13 protein-coding genes are annotated in these 17,492 nt (G+C 68.5%); 11 read left to right on the top strand and 2 right to left on the bottom strand.

What is annotated here, in order from left to right; all coding sequences use genetic code 11:
• Positions 1 to 44 precede the first annotated feature (44 nt).
• From IB257_RS00495 to IB257_RS00450, 10 genes are all read left to right on the top strand, one after another.
• Positions 45 to 998 (top strand): LysR family transcriptional regulator, encoded by a 954-nt coding sequence (locus IB257_RS00495; RefSeq protein ID WP_192491704.1) that lies wholly within the window; start codon positions 45 to 47, stop codon positions 996 to 998.
• A 118-nt stretch (positions 999 to 1,116) separates the two neighbouring features.
• A complete protein-coding gene (gene hutG, locus IB257_RS00490) occupies positions 1,117 to 1,920 on the top strand; it encodes an N-formylglutamate deformylase (RefSeq protein ID WP_175182258.1) in 804 nt (267 codons plus the stop codon).
• A 175-nt stretch (positions 1,921 to 2,095) separates the two neighbouring features.
• On the top strand, positions 2,096 to 3,277 hold the full coding sequence (locus IB257_RS00485; protein ID WP_054456536.1) for an ABC transporter substrate-binding protein: 1,182 nt from the start codon (positions 2,096 to 2,098) through the stop codon (positions 3,275 to 3,277).
• A gap of 85 nt (positions 3,278 to 3,362) precedes the next feature.
• Entirely contained in the window at positions 3,363 to 4,220 is an 858-nt protein-coding gene (locus tag IB257_RS00480; RefSeq protein WP_054456535.1) for a branched-chain amino acid ABC transporter permease, read from the top strand.
• The gene (locus tag IB257_RS00475; RefSeq protein WP_054456534.1) at positions 4,217 to 5,233 is read left to right on the top strand and encodes a branched-chain amino acid ABC transporter permease; all 1,017 of its coding nucleotides are present in this window, start codon (positions 4,217 to 4,219) and stop codon (positions 5,231 to 5,233) included. Before IB257_RS00480 ends, IB257_RS00475 begins: the two co-directional genes overlap by 4 nt.
• A complete protein-coding gene (locus IB257_RS00470) occupies positions 5,230 to 5,985 on the top strand; it encodes an ABC transporter ATP-binding protein (RefSeq protein ID WP_175162579.1) in 756 nt (251 codons plus the stop codon). The genes IB257_RS00475 and IB257_RS00470 overlap by 4 nt, the downstream gene beginning before the upstream one ends.
• The gene (locus tag IB257_RS00465) at positions 5,982 to 6,689 is read left to right on the top strand and encodes an ABC transporter ATP-binding protein (protein ID WP_192327268.1); all 708 of its coding nucleotides are present in this window, start codon (positions 5,982 to 5,984) and stop codon (positions 6,687 to 6,689) included. Before IB257_RS00470 ends, IB257_RS00465 begins: the two co-directional genes overlap by 4 nt.
• A complete protein-coding gene (locus tag IB257_RS00460) occupies positions 6,686 to 7,924 on the top strand; it encodes a thiolase family protein (protein WP_054456531.1) in 1,239 nt (412 codons plus the stop codon). The genes IB257_RS00465 and IB257_RS00460 overlap by 4 nt, the downstream gene beginning before the upstream one ends.
• A 29-nt stretch (positions 7,925 to 7,953) precedes the next feature.
• A complete protein-coding gene (locus tag IB257_RS00455; RefSeq protein ID WP_192354127.1) occupies positions 7,954 to 9,483 on the top strand; it encodes an AMP-binding protein in 1,530 nt (509 codons plus the stop codon).
• On the top strand, positions 9,480 to 10,208 hold the full coding sequence (locus IB257_RS00450) for a GntR family transcriptional regulator (RefSeq protein WP_054456529.1): 729 nt from the start codon (positions 9,480 to 9,482) through the stop codon (positions 10,206 to 10,208). The genes IB257_RS00455 and IB257_RS00450 overlap by 4 nt, the downstream gene beginning before the upstream one ends.
• Positions 10,209 to 10,223: 15 nt before the next feature.
• Here the strand turns inward: IB257_RS00450 and IB257_RS00445 are convergent, their stop codons facing one another.
• The gene (locus IB257_RS00445; RefSeq protein WP_054456528.1) at positions 10,224 to 11,192 is read right to left on the bottom strand and encodes a LysR substrate-binding domain-containing protein; all 969 of its coding nucleotides are present in this window, start codon (positions 11,190 to 11,192) and stop codon (positions 10,224 to 10,226) included.
• A gap of 92 nt (positions 11,193 to 11,284) precedes the next feature.
• On the opposite strand from IB257_RS00445, the gene IB257_RS00440 reads away from it, so the two are divergent.
• Positions 11,285 to 14,896 carry an ABC transporter ATP-binding protein gene (locus IB257_RS00440; RefSeq protein WP_192491703.1) on the top strand — a complete coding sequence of 1,204 codons (3,612 nt, stop codon included), beginning with the start codon at positions 11,285 to 11,287 and terminating at the stop codon, positions 14,894 to 14,896.
• On the opposite strand, the gene IB257_RS00435 is transcribed toward IB257_RS00440, so the two are convergent.
• On the bottom strand, positions 14,868 to 17,450 hold the full coding sequence (locus IB257_RS00435; RefSeq protein WP_192491702.1) for a penicillin G acylase: 2,583 nt from the start codon (positions 17,448 to 17,450) through the stop codon (positions 14,868 to 14,870). The two genes, IB257_RS00440 and IB257_RS00435, sit on opposite strands and share 29 nt — an antisense overlap.
• Between the last annotated feature and the right edge of the window lie 42 nt (positions 17,451 to 17,492).

Genomic DNA, 17,492 nt, shown 5'->3' with positions numbered 1-17,492 from the left:
TTCGCTGATAAAGTAGGAAAACCAATAAACACAAGGGACGAATCGTGCGCAATTCATCCTACCCAGCCGCCCGTCTGGACCACATCGGCGATCTGCTCGCGTTCGTGCGCGTGGCCGACACCCAGAGCTTTACCGCCGCGGCCGAAAAGCTGGGCCTGTCGCGTTCGGCCGTCGGCAAGTGCATCGCGCGCCTGGAACTGGGCCTGGGCGCGCGGCTGCTCCACCGCAGCACGCGCAGCGTCAGCCTCAGCGACGAAGGCCGCGTCTTCTACGAACATGCGCAGCGCATCCTGTCCGAAGTGGACAACGCCACCGACGCCATGGCCAGCCGCAAGCAGGCGCCGCGGGGCCGGCTGCGCATCGACCTGCCGGTATCGCTGGGACGGCTGCACATCATGCCGCTGCTGCGCGACTACCTGCGCGATTGGCCCGAAGTCGAGGCGGACGTCAGCTTTTCCGACGACTACATCGACCTGGTGCGTGACGGCGTGGACGTCGCCATCCGCATCGGCGGCGAAACCGACAGCCGGCTGGTGCGCCGGGTGCTGGCGCCGCATCGCCTGATCACCTGCGCCGCGCCCGGCTACCTGGCCCGCCACGGCGCGCCAGCCAGCCCGGATGACCTTGCTGGCCACCGCACCCTGGCCTACACCCATGCCGGCGCACTGGTGCCCTGGCGCTTTGCCGTCAACGCACAGGAACGCAGTGTTCATGTCGCTGGACGGCTGAGGCTGGGCAACACGGAAGCGCTGCGCGACGCCGCGCTGGCGGGCGAAGGCATCGTCCAATTAGGCGCCTTCCTGGTGGGCGAGGATCTGCGCGCCGGCCGGCTGGCGCCGGTACTGGAATCGGTAGCGCCGGCCGGCGCGCCGGTGTGCGCGGTCTATCCGCACCGGCGCCACCTGGCGCCCAAGGTGCGCGTCCTGATCGACGCCATCGCCGACAGATGGCGCGGCGGCGCGCCCTGGACCAGCGACGCCGCGCCGCCGCGGCCATAGGCGTGCGCCCGATCCACTATGATTGCCGGCATTGCCCCGCCGGGCGCAATACCGGACACCCAGGGACGCTGCCAGGCATGCCCTTGCCTGCGCCCCGCCATTTCCCCCGGAGTTTTACTTGAGCGACATCTACCAATTCAGTCGCGGCACGGCGCCGCTGCTGATCTCCATTCCCCATCTGGGCAGCATGATCCCCGACTCGCAGCGCGCGCAGATGACGCCGCTGGGCCTGCAGTCGGGCGACACCGACTGGCACCTGGACACGCTGTACAGGTTCGCCGAGGCGCTGGGCGCGTCCGTCATCGGCGCGCGCTATTCGCGCTACGTGGTGGACCTGAACCGCCCGCCCAACGATGAAAGCCTGTATCCCGGCCAGACCAAGACCGGCCTGTGCCCGACCCAGACCTTCCGCGGCGACGCCCTCTACCGCAACGAGGCCGTCCTGACCGACGCGGAACGCGAACACCGGCTGCAGACCTACTGGAAGCCCTACCACGCCAAGCTGTGCGAGGAGATCGACCGCATCAAGGCCGAGCACGGCACCGTACTGCTGTGGGAAGCGCACTCGATCGCCAGCGTGCTGCCGCGCCTGTTCGAAGGCAAGCTGCCCGACCTGAACATCGGCACCGCCGACGGCGCGGCCTGCGCGCCCGACATCCTGGCGCCCGTCGAAGAGCGGCTGCGCGAAAACACCGCCTACACCTGGGCGGTGAACGGCCGCTTCAAGGGCGGCTACATCACGCGCCACTACGGCAAGCCCGCCGACAACGTCCACGCCATCCAGCTGGAAATGTGCCAGTCCGCCTACATGGACGAAACGCATCCCTACGCCTATCGCCCCGACCTGGCGGGCAAGGTCATCCCGCTGGTCGAAAGCATGGTGCAGTCGGCGCTGAAACAGACCGAAGCGCGCCAGCGCTGACCGCAAGCCGGTCCCCACCCCGAACCGCCCCAGGCGCTTGCCGCCTCGGGGCGGTTTTTTTTGTCTCGGCGCTCGGGTATTCCCCAATTTTTCACATCACAATCCAAAACGTAGTATCTCAACCGCGCTACGTAAAACATTACGAGCCATAACGAAAAATACGCGGAGACAGAAAATGAAGACATGGAGTCACGCCGCCTGCGGCGCGCTGGCGCTGTGCGCCCTGTATGCGACAGGGGCGCGCGCCGCCGATCCCGACACGTTCAAGATCGGCGGCGTGGTCTCGCTGTCGGGGACCTACGGCATCTTTGGCGAAGACATGCGCAAGGGCGTCACCATCGCCATCGAGCAGCGCGGCGGCAAGGTGCTGGGCAAGCCCATCCAGGTCACCTGGGAAGACGATGAAACCAAGCCGCAGCCCGCGGTGCAGAAAACCACCCGCCTGATCTCCGATGGATCGCAGATGATCTTCGGCGCGGTCAGCTCGGCCAGCACGCTGGCCATCATGAACATCGCCAAGCAGCGCAAGATTCCCCATCTGGTCACCATGTCGGCCGACGACAAGATCACGGTGCCGGGCGGCTCGCGCTATACCTTCCGCACCTCCAACACGCTAGGCATGGAGCAGCGCATGGCGCTGGCCTACTCCAAGGAGCAGAAGCTCAAGCGCATCTACGGCGTGACGGCCGACTACCAGGCCACGCGCGACAGCTGGGACTGGTACCGGCGCGAAGCCGAGAAGGCCGGCATCGAGATCGTGGGCGCCGATTTCCCGCCGCTGGGCAATCGCGACTATTCCTCCATCGCCGACAAGATCGCGCGCTCCAACGCCGACGGCGTGGCGCTGTTCATGACGGGCTCGGACGCCGTCACCATGGTCAAGCAGGCCGGCCAGATCGAACTGGGCAAGACGCGCAAGATCTTCGGCCCGGTGATCGCCGACGAGACCATGGCGGCCGGCGTCGGCCCCACCGCGGTCGGCGTGCAGTCGGGCGTGAGATATCACTTCACCGTCGAGAACGACGCCAACAAGGCATTCGTCGAGGCTTTCCGCAAGAAATACAACGAGTTCCCCTCGGCCGCCGCTGGCGAAGCCTACGACGGCATGAGCTGGTGGCTGGACGTGGTCGACAAGACCGGCACCTGGGACAAGGAAAAGTGGGTCGAGGCGTTTGCCGCCAGCGAGCGCACCAACTCCGTGGAAGGCAAGAAAACCATGCGCGCCTGCGACCACCAGGCCATGCAGAACGGCCTGTGGGGCGTGGTGGACACGGGCAAGCCGCCGCAGCCCGCCTACGTCATGGACATCGTCAAGGTGTTCCCGCCGGATCAGGTTTTCGAACCCTGCGCGGGCTGAAGCCGCCGAGTGACGCACCCGCCGGTCCTCGTGGACCGGTTTTCCCCCCGGCGCGCCCCTGCGCGCCGCCTGACGGATTTTTGCCATGTCCACCGTGATCATCGGCCTGAGCCTGGGAATGCTGCTGTTCCTGCTGGCGTCCGGCCTTACGCTTATCTTCGGCATGCTGGGCGTCATCAACTTCGCCCATGGCGCGCTGTACATGCTGGGCGCCTACCTGGCCTTCGACATCCAGCTGCGCACCGGTTCCTTCATCGCCGGGCTGGTCGTGGCAACGGTGGGCGTCGGCCTCGTCGGCGTGGCGATGGAACGGCTGGCCCTGCGACCGCTGTACAACCGCCCGCACTTCTATCAACTGATCCTGACCTTCGGCTTCATCCTCGTCATCAGCGAGGCCGTGAAGTTCGTCTGGGGCCTGGGCTACCAGGAAACGCCGATGCCGGCGCTGCTGGCGGGCACGGTCGAACTGGCCGGCAGCACCATCCCCGTCTACCGCCTGTTCGTCATCGTCTTCGGCCTGCTGGTGTCGGCCGCGCTGTTCTTCGTGCTGGAAAAAAGCACCTTCGGCATGCTGGTGCGCGCGGCCAGCAGCGACGGCGAAATGGTGCGCATCCTGGGCCTGCCGGCCGCCACCATCCGCAGCGCGGTGTTCGGCGTGGGCGCGGCGCTGGCCGGGCTGGCCGGCGCCATCTCCGCGCCGTTGTTCCCGATAGAGCTGGGCATGGCCACCAACACCATCATCGACTGCTTCATCGTGGTGATCCTGGGCGGGCTGGGCAATATCCGCGGCGTGGTCGCGGCGTCGCTGTTGATCGGCATGGTGCGTGCGGTGGGCTACACCTTCATGCCCAGCTGGGTCGACATCCTGACGTTCGCCATGCTGATCGCCACCCTGCTCACCCGTCCGCAAGGACTGTTCTCCCGCCAAGCGAGGCTGGCATGACGACTTCCCGCCAAGATGCCGCCATCGCGGCAGGCGTGGCCGCCGCGGTGATCGCGGTGCCCTTCTGCACGCAAAACGACTTTCTCCTGAACCTGACCATCCTGATCATGGTGTGGTCCATCTTCGCCGTGGGTTTCGACCTGGTGTTCGGCCTGCTGGGCATGGTGTCCTTCGGCCACGCGGCCTTCCTGGGCACCGGCGGCTACGCGCTGGCGCTGGCCACCCAGCGCTACGGCCTGCCATTCGAGGCCGGGCTGGCGCTGGCCGTCGTGGCGGGCGCGGCCTGCGCCTGGATCTTCAGCGTGTTCGCGCTGCGGGTCTCGGGGATCTTCTTCGCCCTGGTCACGCTGGCGCTGTCACAGCTCATGTACATCCTGGCCGACAGCAAGTTGCGCGAATGGACCGGCGGCGCCGACGGCCTGCCCGGCATCGGCCGGCCGGAACTCGCGGGGATAGACTTCTTCGATACCGTGAACTTCTATTGGTATGTCGCCGCCGTGTTCGCCCTGGTGATGGCCTTGATGGCGATGCTGCGCGCTTCGCCCTTCGGCCGCGCGGTCGCGGGCGTGCGCCAGAACGAGATCCGCGCCGCCCAGCTGGGCTACAACGTGCAGCGCCTGAAGCAGATCACCTTCCTCGTGTCCGGCGCCGTCGGCGGCCTGGCGGGCGGACTGCTGGCCGCGGTGCTGATGTACATGAACCCGCAGATGCTGCACTGGACCACCTCCGGCGACGTCATCATCATGACCCTGCTGGGCGGCGCCGGCACCCTGTGGGGACCGGTGGCCGGCGTGCTGCTGTTCGAGGCGCTGAAGGAATGGCTCAGCGGCTGGACGCCTTATTGGTACGGCATCCTGGGCCTGGTCTTCATCCTGGCCACGCTGTACTTCCCGCAAGGAGTGCTGGGCGCGCTGCAGGCCCGCTGGAGCCGCAAGCGCCCCGCGGCGCCCGCCCCCGCCAGTCCACCCGCGCCCGCCGTGCCGCTGGCGCCGCGCGAAGGGAGCCCGTCATGAGCGATATCGCACTGCAATGCGCACAGGTCAGCGTCACCTTCGGCGCGCTGCGCGCCATCGAGGACTTCAGCTACGCCTTCGAAACCGGCCGCGTCTACGGCCTGATCGGCCCCAATGGCGCGGGCAAGACCACCCTGCTCAACGTGCTGTCCGGCAACCTGCCCGGACATGGCGGGCGCATCCTGTGCCACGGCGCGGACATCTCGCGCCTGCGGGCCCATGAGCGCGCCAGGCATGGCATCGGCCGCAGCTTCCAGATCACCAAGATCTTTCCTGAAATGACGGTGCTGGAGAACCTGCGCATCGCCGCGCAGATCAGCCACTCGCATCTGCTGCCGTTCTGGCTGGCGCCGCGCTACGACCGCCGCCTGGCGTCCACCATCGACGCCATGCTGGAACTGACCGACCTGACGGCATGGCGCGACACCGTGGCGGGTACCTTGTCTTACGGCTTGCAGCGCGCGCTGGAGCTGGGCCTGACGCTGCTGCCGGACCCGCGCATCCTGCTGCTGGACGAACCGCTGGCCGGCGTCGGCCACCATGAGATAGCCGCCGCCACCCGCCTGATCCGCCACGCCGCCGCCGGCCGCACGGTGCTGCTGATCGAACACAACATGGACGTGATCATGACGCTGTCCGAACACATCGTGGTGCTGTCCAACGGCCGCAAGGTGGCCGAGGGACCGCCGGCCGCCATCCGCGACGACGCCACCGTGCGCGCCGTCTATCTGGGCGAGGAGGTGGCGGCATGATCGAACTGCAACATGCCAGCGTGCACTACGGCCAGGCGCTGGCGCTCAAGAACATAGGCTTGCGCGCGGCCCAGGACGAGATCGTCGCCATCGTCGGGCGCAACGGCGCTGGCAAGTCCACCGTGCTCAAGACGCTGATCGGGCTCATGCCGCTGTCCGCCGGCAACCGCCTGATCGCCGGCCAGGACGCCACGCGCCGCGCCGTCGAACAGATCAGCCGCGACGGGATCGCGCTGGTGCCCGACACGCGCCGCATCTTCCCCAACCTGACGGTGCGCGAAAACCTGCGCATGGGCGCACTGGCGCACCAGCCCGGCTACTGGACGCAGGACCGGGTGCTGCAGGTCTTTCCGCGGCTGGGCGAACGCATAGGCTTCCATGGCGACCAGCTATCCGGCGGCGAACAGCAGATGCTGTCGATCGCGCGCGCCCTGCTGGGCAATCCGCGCGTCCTGCTGCTGGACGAGCCGACCGAGGGGCTGGCGCCGCGCATCGTCAACGAACTGATCGAGGTCTTCGCCGAAGTCCACCGCCAGGGCACCGGCATCGTGCTGGTCGAGCAGAACCTGAAGGTGCCTGCCCGCCTGGCGCACCGCCAGTACGTGCTGGACCACGGCGAAATCGCCTGGAGCGGATCGGCCGCGGAAGTCCAGGCCGACCGCCACATCATCGAATCCATCCTCACCACGGGCATCCAAGCATGAGCAACGACACCACCTACATCGCGGGCGTGGGCATCACCCGCTTCGACAAGCAGCCGGCCAAAAGCGTCAAGGACCTGGTGCGCGACGCGGTCACGCAGGCGCTGGCCGACGCGGGTTGCGACGCCGCCGACCTGCAGGCGGCCTATTTCGCCACCGCTGGCCAGGGTTCCATCGAAGGCCAATACATGGTGGCCGGCCAGGTTGCGCTGAAGGCCATGGGCATCGCCGGCATCCCCGTCGTCAACGTGGAGAATGCCTGCGCCAGCTCCAGCACCGCGCTGAACGCCGCGCACTTGTACGTAGCCTCGGGCGCGGGCGACATCTGCCTGGCCGTGGGCGTGGACAAGCTGTTTTCCGAGGACAAGGCCAAGAGCTTCGCCGTGTTCGACGGCGCCTGGGACGTGCACGACGCGCCGGCGCAGATGGCGCGCCTGATGGCACTGGCGCCCGACGTGACGCCCCCGCCCGGCTTCGAAGAGCCGGGCAAACGCAGCGTGTTCATGGACATCTACGCCAGCCTGGCGCGGCTGCACATGAAGACCTTCGGCACCACCCAGCGCCAGCTTGCCGCCGTGGCCGCCAAGAACCACATGCATTCCACCCGCAATCCGCTGGCCCAGTTCCAGTACCCCATGACGATAGACGAGGCCCTGGCCGCCCGGCCCGTGTCCTGGCCGCTGACCCTGCCCATGTGCGCCCCCATCAGCGACGGCGCGGCCGCCGCCATCGTCTGCAACGCCCAGGGCTTGAAGCGCCTGCAACGCGCCCGCGCCGTGCGCTTGTACGCCAGCGTGCTGCGAACCGCCACCGACCGCCCGGCCGACCGCTACGACCGGCACCTGTGCCATCTGGCCGCGCTCGAGGCCTACGAGCGCGCCGGCGTCGGCCCGCAGGACATGTCGCTGGCGGAAGTGCACGACGCCACCGCCTTCGCCGAGATCCAGCAGACCGAGGCGCTGGGCTTCTGCGCCTTCGGCGAAGGCGGACCGATGGCCGAGTCCGGCGCCACCAGCCTGGGCGGCCGCATCCCCATCAACGTGTCCGGCGGCCTGTTGTCGCGCGGCCACCCCATTGGCGCGACCGGGCTGGCGCAAGTCCACGAAATGGTGATCCAGCTGCGCGGCGAAGCCGGCGCCCGCCAGGTCGAAGGCGCGCGCTTCGCCATCGCCGAGAACGGCGGCGGCTTCAACGGCGTGGAAGAGGCGGTGACCTGCATCACCCTGCTTGGCCGCTGATCCGCGCCCCCATCAACCCAGAGACCGCCATGCATCTCAGCTCTCTCTTTCACCGCAGCGCCACTATTTACGCCGATCAGCCCGCGCTGGCCGCCGGCACCCGCGATCCCCTCAGCTACGCCCAGCTTCAGGCCCGGGTGCAGGCGCTGGCCGGCTGGCTGCGCGGCCCGCTGGGCCTTTTGCCCGGCCAGCGTGTCATGCTGGCGCTGCGCAACCACCCCAGCTACATCGAATCGATGCTGGCCATCTGGCACGCCGGCCTCTGCGCCGTGCCGGTCAACGCCAAACTGCATCCCAACGAACTCGAATACATCCTGCGCGACAGCGATGCGCGCCTGTGCCTGTCGCAAGGCGAATTGCTGCAGGCGCTGGCGCCCGTCGCCCGCAGCTTGCCAGCGACGCGCGTGGTGGACGTGGAGTCGGCCGAATACGCGGCCGGCGCCCTGGGCCAGCACTTGCCCCTGGAAACGCGTCCGCCCCAGGACCTGGCCTGGCTGTTCTATACCAGCGGCACTACCGGCAAGCCCAAGGGCGTCATGCTCAGCCATGCCAACCTGGTCGGCATGTGCCTGAACTTCTATGCCGACGTGCAGCCGGTACAGCCCGGCGACGCCATGGTCCACGTGGCGCCGCTGTCGCACGGCGGCGGCCTCTACAGCATTCCGTACTGGCTGCACGGCGCCTTGCAGATCGTGCCCGACAGCGGCGGCCTGGACGAAGAAGAACTGTCCGGGCTGCTGACGCACTACCGCAACGTCAGCCTGTTCGCCTCCCCCACCATCGTGCAGCGCATGGTGCGCCACGCCCGTCAGGCAGGCGGCCCGCCGCCCGGCCTGCGCACGCTGATCGTGGGCGGCGCGCCGTTCTACATCGAAGACATCAAGGACGCGGTGGCCTGCTACGGCGCGCGCGTGGCGCAGATCTACGGACAGGGTGAAAGCCCCATGTCGATATCGGCCTTGTCCGCCGTCCAGATCGCCGACGCCGTGGCCCGCAACGATGACGCGCTGCTGGGCTCGGTGGGGTACATCCAGTCGGCCATGGACGTCGAAATCCGCGAGGCCTCCGGCCGGCCGGCAGCCCCTGGCGAATTGGGCGAAGTCGTCGTCAGCGGGCCGACCGTAATGCAGGGCTACTGGAACAATCCGCGCGCCACCGCCGACACGCTGGCTGGCGGCTGGCTCCATACGGGCGATATCGGCATCCTGGACGAACGCGGCCTGCTGCACCTGAAGGACCGCTCCAAGGACGTCATCATCAGCGGCGGCACCAACATCTATCCGCGCGAAGTGGAAGAGGCGCTGATGCGCCACGACGCCGTGCAGGAGGTCTCGGTGGTCGGCAGCCCCGACCCCGAATGGGGCGAGTCGGTGCTGGCCTTCGTGGTGCTCAAGCCCGGCGCCCGGGCCTCCGAGCAGGATCTGGACCGGCTCTGCCTGGAATCCATCGCGCGCTTCAAGCGCCCCAAGCGCTACGTCTTTCTGGAGGAGCTGCCCAAGAACAGCACCGGCAAAGTGTTAAAACGCGAACTCCAACAACGCGCGCTTCCGACTCCATGACCCAAGCTTTCCCCCTCTTTGGCCGGACCGCTGTCAGCCAGACCGAAAAGGCCTATTGCGCCCTGGAGGAAATGATCGTCACCGGCGAACTGCCGCCTGGCAGCCAGTGGTCGGAAACCACCCTGAGCGAACGCGTCGGCATCGGCCGCTCGCCGGTGCGCGACGCCCTGCAGAAGCTGGCGTTCCAACGCCTGGTGGAAATCGCCCCGCGCCAGGGCATCTTCATCTCCGAGATCGACTACCAGGGCCAGTTGAAGATCATCCAGGCGCGCCGCGAGATCGAACGGCTGATCGTGGCCCAGGCCGCGCAGTGGGCCGACGACGGCGAACGCGCCGAATTGGCGCAACTGGCCCGTGAACTCGAAGACCTGAAGGCCGTCAACGACATGCGCATGTACATGCGCCTGCATTTCACCCTGACCAGCCAGATCGGCGCCGCCTCGCGCAACAGCTACGCGGCCGAGTTCCACGCCATGCTGCAGACGCTGGCGCGGCGTTTCCTGTACTTCCACCAGAAGCGCCATCCGGACCTGGTGCAGATCTGCGAGCTGCACATCCAGCAGATCAACGCCATCGTGGAGGGATCGGTGGAGCGCGCCATCGCCACGGCGGAGGCGCGCAACGACTATGCCGAGAACCTGGCGCGCAACATCCTGATGGAGCTGATCGTCACCTCGGCGGTCACCATCAGCAAGCCGCCGCGAGGCCGCAGCGGCGCGGACTGACGCCCCGGCGCGGCCTCAGCGCCCCGCGTCCGCCAGGTTCTGCCAGGCGCCGGTGCTGCGCCCCTCTTCCGCCAGGAACTCCACCAGCGTCGGCAAGGCGGCGTCCATCGGCCGGTTGGCCTGGATCCGCATCACGTAGCCCCAGGAGCCCGGCATGCGCAGGTGCGGCACCAGGGGCACCAGCCGGCCGCTGGCCAGTTCCTCGTCAATCAGCGGCGCGCGGCCCAGCGCGATGCCGACCCCGGCAGCCGCGGCTGCGGCGACCGTGCTCAGGCCGCTCAGCACCATGGGTTCCTGCCAGTCGGATTCGGCCAGGCCCAGCCGCGGACTCCAGGTGCGCCAGTCGGTCTCCGGGCTGTCGACGTGCTTTTCCTCCAGCCAGCGATGGCGCAGGAACACGCCAGGATCGCCGCGCTCGGCCGGATCGACCAGCGACGGACTGCACACGGGCACCACGGTTTCGGTCATCAACGGGATGTCGCCGGGCTCGGCGATATGCGGCCCCATGGCGCGCACGTGCAGGAACGCCAGGTCGATGTCCTGGCTTTTCCAGGCCGGGTCCTGGCTGGCGTGCAGGTACACCTGGATGTCGATGCCGGGATGCAGCTCGATGAAGCGTCCGATGCGCGGGGCCAGCCACATGGCGGCCAGCGACGGGTTGGCGGAAACGTTCAGGGTATTGCGCCGTTTGCCCCGGGCGGAGGCCCGCACGTTGCGGCAGGCGGTCTCCAGCAGGGTCAAGGCCTGTTGCACGGATGCCAACAGGTCCGCGCCCGCCGCGGTGGTTTCTGCGCGGCGCACCGTGCCGCCGCGGCGCAGCAGCGCCACCCCCAGGTCCGCCTCCAGCGCCCGCAGTTGATGGCTGACGGCGCTCTTGGTCACGTGAAGTTCGGCGGCGGCGCGGCTCAGGCTGCCCAGGCGGGCTACGGCCTCGAAGGCGCGCAGGGCCGCCAGCGGCGGCGTGTGGTTGGGAAGATCGGCCATAGGTCAAGTCTAGCTCAACCCTAGATTGAAAAACTATCGCTATCGCCGGGTCGCGGGATCGGGGACCATGCAAGCACTGAAAGGAGTTTGCTATGTATTTCGATTCGCGCCTTTGGCAGTTGACGGCGGGCTTGCGCGCCAGCATGGCGGGCGGCATTTTCCTGGGCCTGCTGGCCCTGGCCGCCGGCATCGCCCGTTACGTGTTCCTGGGCCAGTTGCTGGCCCGCGTATTCGATGGCGCACCGTCGCAGGACTGGCTCGCGCCGGCGCTGTGGGCCGCCGCCATGGTGCTGCTGCGCGCCTTCCTGGACCATTGGCGCACCGTGCAGGCCAACCGCTGCGCCGCCACCGTGCAGCATGCGCTGCGCGCGCGGCTTTATGACCGCATCGTGAGCCTGGGCCCCGCCTGGTTCGCCAACCAGCGCACGGGCGGCGTGATGCTGACGGTGGTCGACGGAGTCGAGCAGTTGCAAGCCTTCTTCGGCCAGTACCTGCCGCAAGTCGCGATCGCCGCCGCAGCGCCCTTCGCCATCTTCGCCGTGATCGCGTTCTGGGACGTGCCCACCGCGCTGGTGTTCCTGGCGGCGGCGCTGTTCGCGCTGTTCGGCCCCATGGCCGTGCACATGCTGGACCGCCGCGCCAGCCTGGCCCGCAGCAAGTCCCTGAACGATTTCGGCGAGGACTTCCTGGACGCCGTGCAGGGCCTGCCCACGCTGAAGTCCTATGGCCAGGGCAAGGCCTGGGGCCAGCGGCTGGCCGCCCGCGCCCGCAGCCTGTCCGACAACACCTTCTGGGTACTTTCCGTCAGCCTCTTGACGCGCGGCATCAGCGACCTGGGCGTGGCCCTGGGCGCGGCGCTGGCGCTGACGCTGGGCGCCTGGCGCGTGGCCCACGGCGACATGAGCGTGGAAGCCCTGCTGATCGTGCTGATGGCCGGCACCGAGATCTTCCGCCCGCTGCGCGACCTGCGCTCGGTACTGCACCGGGGCATGCTGGGCCAGTCGGCCGCCGCCAGCATCCATGCGCTGACGGATGCGCAGCCGCTGACACCCGCCCCCGCCGCCGGCGGCAAGACCCCGGGCCGGCTCGCGCCCACCATCGAATTCGACAACGTGGCGTTTTCCTACACCCCCGAGCGCCGCGCCCACCAGGGCTTGAGCTTCCGGATCGCCGCGGGCGAACGCGTCGGCGTGGTCGGCCCCAGCGGCGCCGGCAAGTCGACCATCGTGCGCCTGCTGCTGCGCGAATGCCTGCCCCAATCCGGCAGCATCCGCATCGGCGGCCATGACGTGAACGAACTGGATACGCAGGCGCTGCTGTCGCACATCGCGCTGGTAAGCCAGGACATCACGCTGTTCCATGGCACCATCGACGACAACCTGCGGCTGGGCCGCCCCGACGCCACCCCCGAACAGGTGCGCGCCGCCGCCCGCGCCGCCAATATCGACGACTTCATCATGGCGCTGCCCGAGGGCTACGCCACCCGCATCGGCGAGCGCGGCCTGCAGCTGTCCGGCGGCCAGCGCCAGCGCGTGGCGATCGCCCGCGCGCTGTTGCGCGACGCGCCCATCCTGATCCTGGATGAGGCGCTGTCGTCGGTGGATACGGAAAACGAAGCGCTGATCCAGCAGGCGCTGGACCGCCTGATGGCCGGCCGCACGACCTTGATCCTGGCCCACCGCCTGGCCAGCGTCATCGGCGCCGACCGCTGCCTGGTGCTGGACCAGGGCCGGGTCGCGGAGGAAGGACCGCACGCAGAACTGATGCGGCAAAACGGCCTGTACTACCGCCTGATGCACGAACAGGCGGCCGCGCACCGCAATCCGTCGGCGGGATCGCCTGCCTCCGCCGCTGCCGTCCCCGCGGAAACGACCGACCGCAACGCCTCCGCCGAAGAGTCCGGCGCGCAAGGCCCGGCCCTGCGCTCGCTGGACGCGGACGCGGTCCAGGTCGGCTGGCGCGCCACGCTCGGCACCCTGCTCTCGGTGGTGCGGCCGTGGCGCGGCACGCTGACCGCCACGATCCTGCTGGGCGTAGCGCGGGTCGCGGCCTACATCGGCGTGGGCGTGTTCAGCGCGCTGATCGTCGCCGCCATCCGCGACGGCCGCGACTACTCGGCCCTGATAGCGGGCCTGCTGGTCGCCGCGCCGCTGGCCGCGCTGTTCCACTGGCTCGAATCCTGGCTGGCCCACGCCATGGCGTACCAGCTGCTGGCCGACATGCGGGTCAAGCTCTACGACAAGCTGGAGCGCCTGGCCCCGGCTTACCTGTTGCAGCGCCGCTCCGGCGACCTGGTGGCGCTGGCCACCCAGGACGTGGAAATGGTGGAGTACTTCTACGCGCACACCATCGCCCCCGCCATCGTCTCGGTCCTGGTGCCGCTGTCGGTGCTGGGTTTCCTGGGCGTCTACAGCTGGCCGGTGGCGCTGGCGCTGCTGCCCTTCCTGGCCTATGCGCTGGTGTCGCCGGTGCGCGGACGCCGCAAGGTCGACGCGCTGGGCGACAAGGCGCGCGAGGCGCTGGGCGAGATGAGCGCCCACACCACCGACACCATCCAGGGCCTGGCCGACCTGACCGCCTTCCAGGCCACCGGCCGCCGGCGCGATGAATTCCTGCGGGTGGCGGACCATTACCGCACGCGCCGCCTGGACATCCTGGACGACCTGTCGCGCCAGACTGCGGGCTTTGAAATCGCGATGGGCCTGGGTGGCCTGGCGGTTGCCGTCGTGGGCGCGCTGCAGGTATCGGCCGGCGCGCTGTCGGCCGGCATGCTGCCTTTGCTGGTGCTGATCGCCCTGGCGACCTTCTTGCCAGTCTCCGAGATCTCGCAGGTCAGCCGGCAATTGGCGGACACCATCGCCGCCACCCGCCGCCTGCACGTGGTCGCCAACGAGCCCGAACCCGTGACCGACGGACCGCTGCCGGCGCCCGTCTCCGCCCACGGCCTGTCGCTGGCCTTCGACCACGTGAGCTTCGCTTATCCAGGCAAGACCGCGGACACCTTGCGCGACCTGAGCTTCAAGGTGCCGGCCGGCGCCACCGTGGCGGTAGTGGGCGCATCGGGCGCGGGCAAGAGCACCGTGGCCAGCCTGCTGCTGCGCTTCTGGGATCCGCGCGCGGGACAGGTCAAGCTCGATGGCGTGGACCTGCGGGAACTGCAGCTGGACGGCCTGCGCGAACGCGTGGCGCTGGTGACGCAGGACACCTATCTGTTCAACGACACGCTGGAAGGCAACATCCGCCTGGCCCGCCCCGAAGCCAGCCCCGAGGACCTGGCCCGCGCGCTGGAACAGGCTGCGCTGGCGGACTTCGTGCACGCCCTGCCGGAAGGCCTGGCGACGCGAGTGGGCGAACGCGGCATGCAGCTATCCGGCGGCCAGCGCCAGCGCATCTCGATTGCCCGCGCCTTCCTGAAGAACGCGCCAGTGCTGATCCTGGACGAAGCCACCTCGCACCTGGACACCTTGTCGGAAATGCAGGTGCGCGGCGCGCTGGACGTGCTGATGCGCCATCGGACCACGCTGGTCATCGCGCACCGCCTGTCGACGATACGCGATGCCGACCTGATCCTGGTGCTGGATCGCGGCACGCTGGCGGAGGCCGGCACGCACGACCAGTTGCTCAGGCGGCAAGGGGTCTATGCGCGCCTGGCCAGCCACCAGGGCGGCTACGCCGTCAATAGCGCAACGTCTCTACCGACTTAGCGTTGGCGCGCACTTCCGCATCCGTGAACCAGACCCGCTTGTTGCCGAAGCTGGTGTACAGGTCGAACTGGTCGCGGATGTGGGGCGACGGCGTGCCGTCCGGGGCGACAAAACCGCTTTGCCCCGGCGCCACCACGTCCACCGCGCGCACGCCTTTGCCATCGAACACCGTCATGTTGTTCTCGGTGCCGCGGTTCTGCGTGGCCGGAAAGCTCAGCACCGCCTTGTCATCCGCCTGCGGCACGCCCAGGAAATTCTTGGGCGCGAACACCATGGGCGGCGCGGGTATGCGCCAGCTTGCCGGATCCTGGCCGTAGGTCTTCTGCAAGGCCGCCAGCGCATCGTCCAGCGCGGCCAGGCTCACGTCCCGCGGCCGCTGGCCATTGAAGAAGTCGTACTTCTGCGGCACGCCCGAATCGCGGCCGGCCAGCGCGTTGAACAGCGCCTTCACCCCCACCGTCAGGTTGACCGAACCCGTGGCGGGCGCCGCCTGTGTCGGATAGCCGGTGGCGCTGTACCACTTGAAAAAGTCCGCGGGCATCTCGTCGGCCAGCGTGCGCTTGAGCATGGCGCGCAGCCAGGCGTCCATCACGGCAGGTCCCGCGTTGTCGTAGTAGCCGGCCTGCTTGTCGCTGGTGGCCATGCCGTCCCAGGACGCCAGCCCCGCAACCAGCCCGGCCCGCGCATCGTCCGCCGGCAAGCCCTGCACCGCCTGCTGCAGATACGGCAGGAAGTGGCGGCGGTTGACGTCGGCATAGCTGGTGGTGCGGATCAGGTCCCACATCTGCTGCGCGCTGACCTTGCCGCCGTTGGCCGTCATGGCTTTCAGGCGGGTCTCGATCTCGGCGTAGCGGTCGGCCTGGCCCCACACGATGGCGAACAGGTCGGTGGACGGATAACCGCGCATGGGCTGGTTGTTCCAGTTGGCGATGAAGCCCTGGCGCGGGTTGTAGACCTGCGGATTGGTCGAGAACGGCAGCATGCCGTCCCAGTCCATCTCGCCCGTGCCCGGCACGGGCAGGCGCGGATCATGGCCCGGACGACGCTTGGGATAGAAGCCCGTGTGCGCGTAGCCGATGTTGCCCTTGTCGTCGGCGTAGTACCAGTTGATGGTCAGCGCGTGGCGCGCCGCCTGCTGCTTCCACTGGTCCCAGTTGCGCGACTGCGCCTTGTGGGTCCAGGCCATCAGCGATTGCAGCTCATAGCCTTCCCAGGCGCGCGCCTTGGCATAGGCCACGTGCTGCTTGTCGTCGAACTTGGTGACGATGCCGTGCACCGTGCGGTACACGTCCATCACCACCGGCTGCCCATCCTTGACCTCGATGAGCTCGGTGCGCTTTTCCATCGTCTTCCAGACGCCGTCGTGGAAGTAGCGGGTGCGGTCGTTCGGGTCGAGCTTTTCGGCGTAGATGTCCACGTCGTCGCCAAAGCCCGCGGTCGAGCCCCAGGTCACGTGCGCATTGTGGCCGAACAGGATGCTGGGGTAGGCGAACGGCGTGTTGCCCACCACGTCGAAACCCGCGCCGTGCAGGCCAATGCCGTAGGTGTAGGCGGGATTCCACCAGCCGAACTGCGGCCCGTTCAGCAGGATGGAACGAGCGTCCCTGGCGTGGTCGCGGCCCACGATCCACATGTTGCTGGTGGTCGGAAAACCGGCGATGCCCGGCTGCCCCGATTCCGCGAACTGCGCCAGCAGGCGCGCCGACGCGGCCGCGGGCGTCTCATCCAGCACGCCGCGCGTCTGCGGATCGCGCGCCACGCGTTCCAGCATGGGCGGCGTGCCGTCGTAGCGCGGCAGCGCATAGGACAGCCTGGCGGACGGCTTGGCGCCATCGGGCCGGTACACGCCCTCTTCCTCGGGCACGGTGGTGGGCGCGCGGCTGTCGGTCATCCAGCGCAGCTGGTTGAAGATCTGCATGGCGCGCTCGTCGCCATGCTGGTCCTTCAGGGCAGTCAGCAGCGCCAGGTTGTCGATCTCGCTGTTGGCATCGGAAAAACGATTGGCCATGGTGCCCACGAACACCATCGCCACGTCATAGGCCGTCCAGTCCGCGGGCTGGAAGCGCAGATCGTTGAATTCCTTGGGCATCAGGCTGCCGGGCTCGGCCCGCACCCGCGCGATCCAGGCGTTCATGCCGGCCGCATAGCCGTCCAGGATCTGCCGCTCGGATGCGGGCAGCGCGGCCAATTGGCGCTGGATGCGCTCGGGCGAGAAATTGCCGCGGATGGATTTGTCGAACGCCGCCATGGGCTGGCCCAGCACCTCGGCCACGCGGCCCTGGGTACTGCGCCGCGCCATTTCCATCTGGAACAGGCGGTCCTGCGCCACCGCATAGCCGTAGCCGTAGAAAATGCCGTACACGGTGTTGGCGTACACATGGGGCATGCCATAGCCGTCGCGCCGGATCGTGACCTGGCCGCTGGCCGCGCCGGCCGGACGCAACGCGGCCTCGGACTGCTTCTGATCGTGCTGCTGGACTTCCTGGGCATGGGCTTGGGCGCCCATGGCCGCGCAGGCCGCCAGGATGGCGGCCGACAACAAGTGCTGCTTCATTCGAATCTGTCTCCGTATTTGACGAGCCGCGCCGCGGTGCGA

It is taken from the genome of Achromobacter sp. ACM03, from assembly GCF_014851665.1.
GTDB lineage: Bacteria > Pseudomonadota > Gammaproteobacteria > Burkholderiales > Burkholderiaceae_B > Achromobacter > Achromobacter aegrifaciens.
The sequence above is the reverse complement of the archived record's forward strand: the minus strand, read 5'-3'. Positions and strand labels throughout refer to the sequence as shown.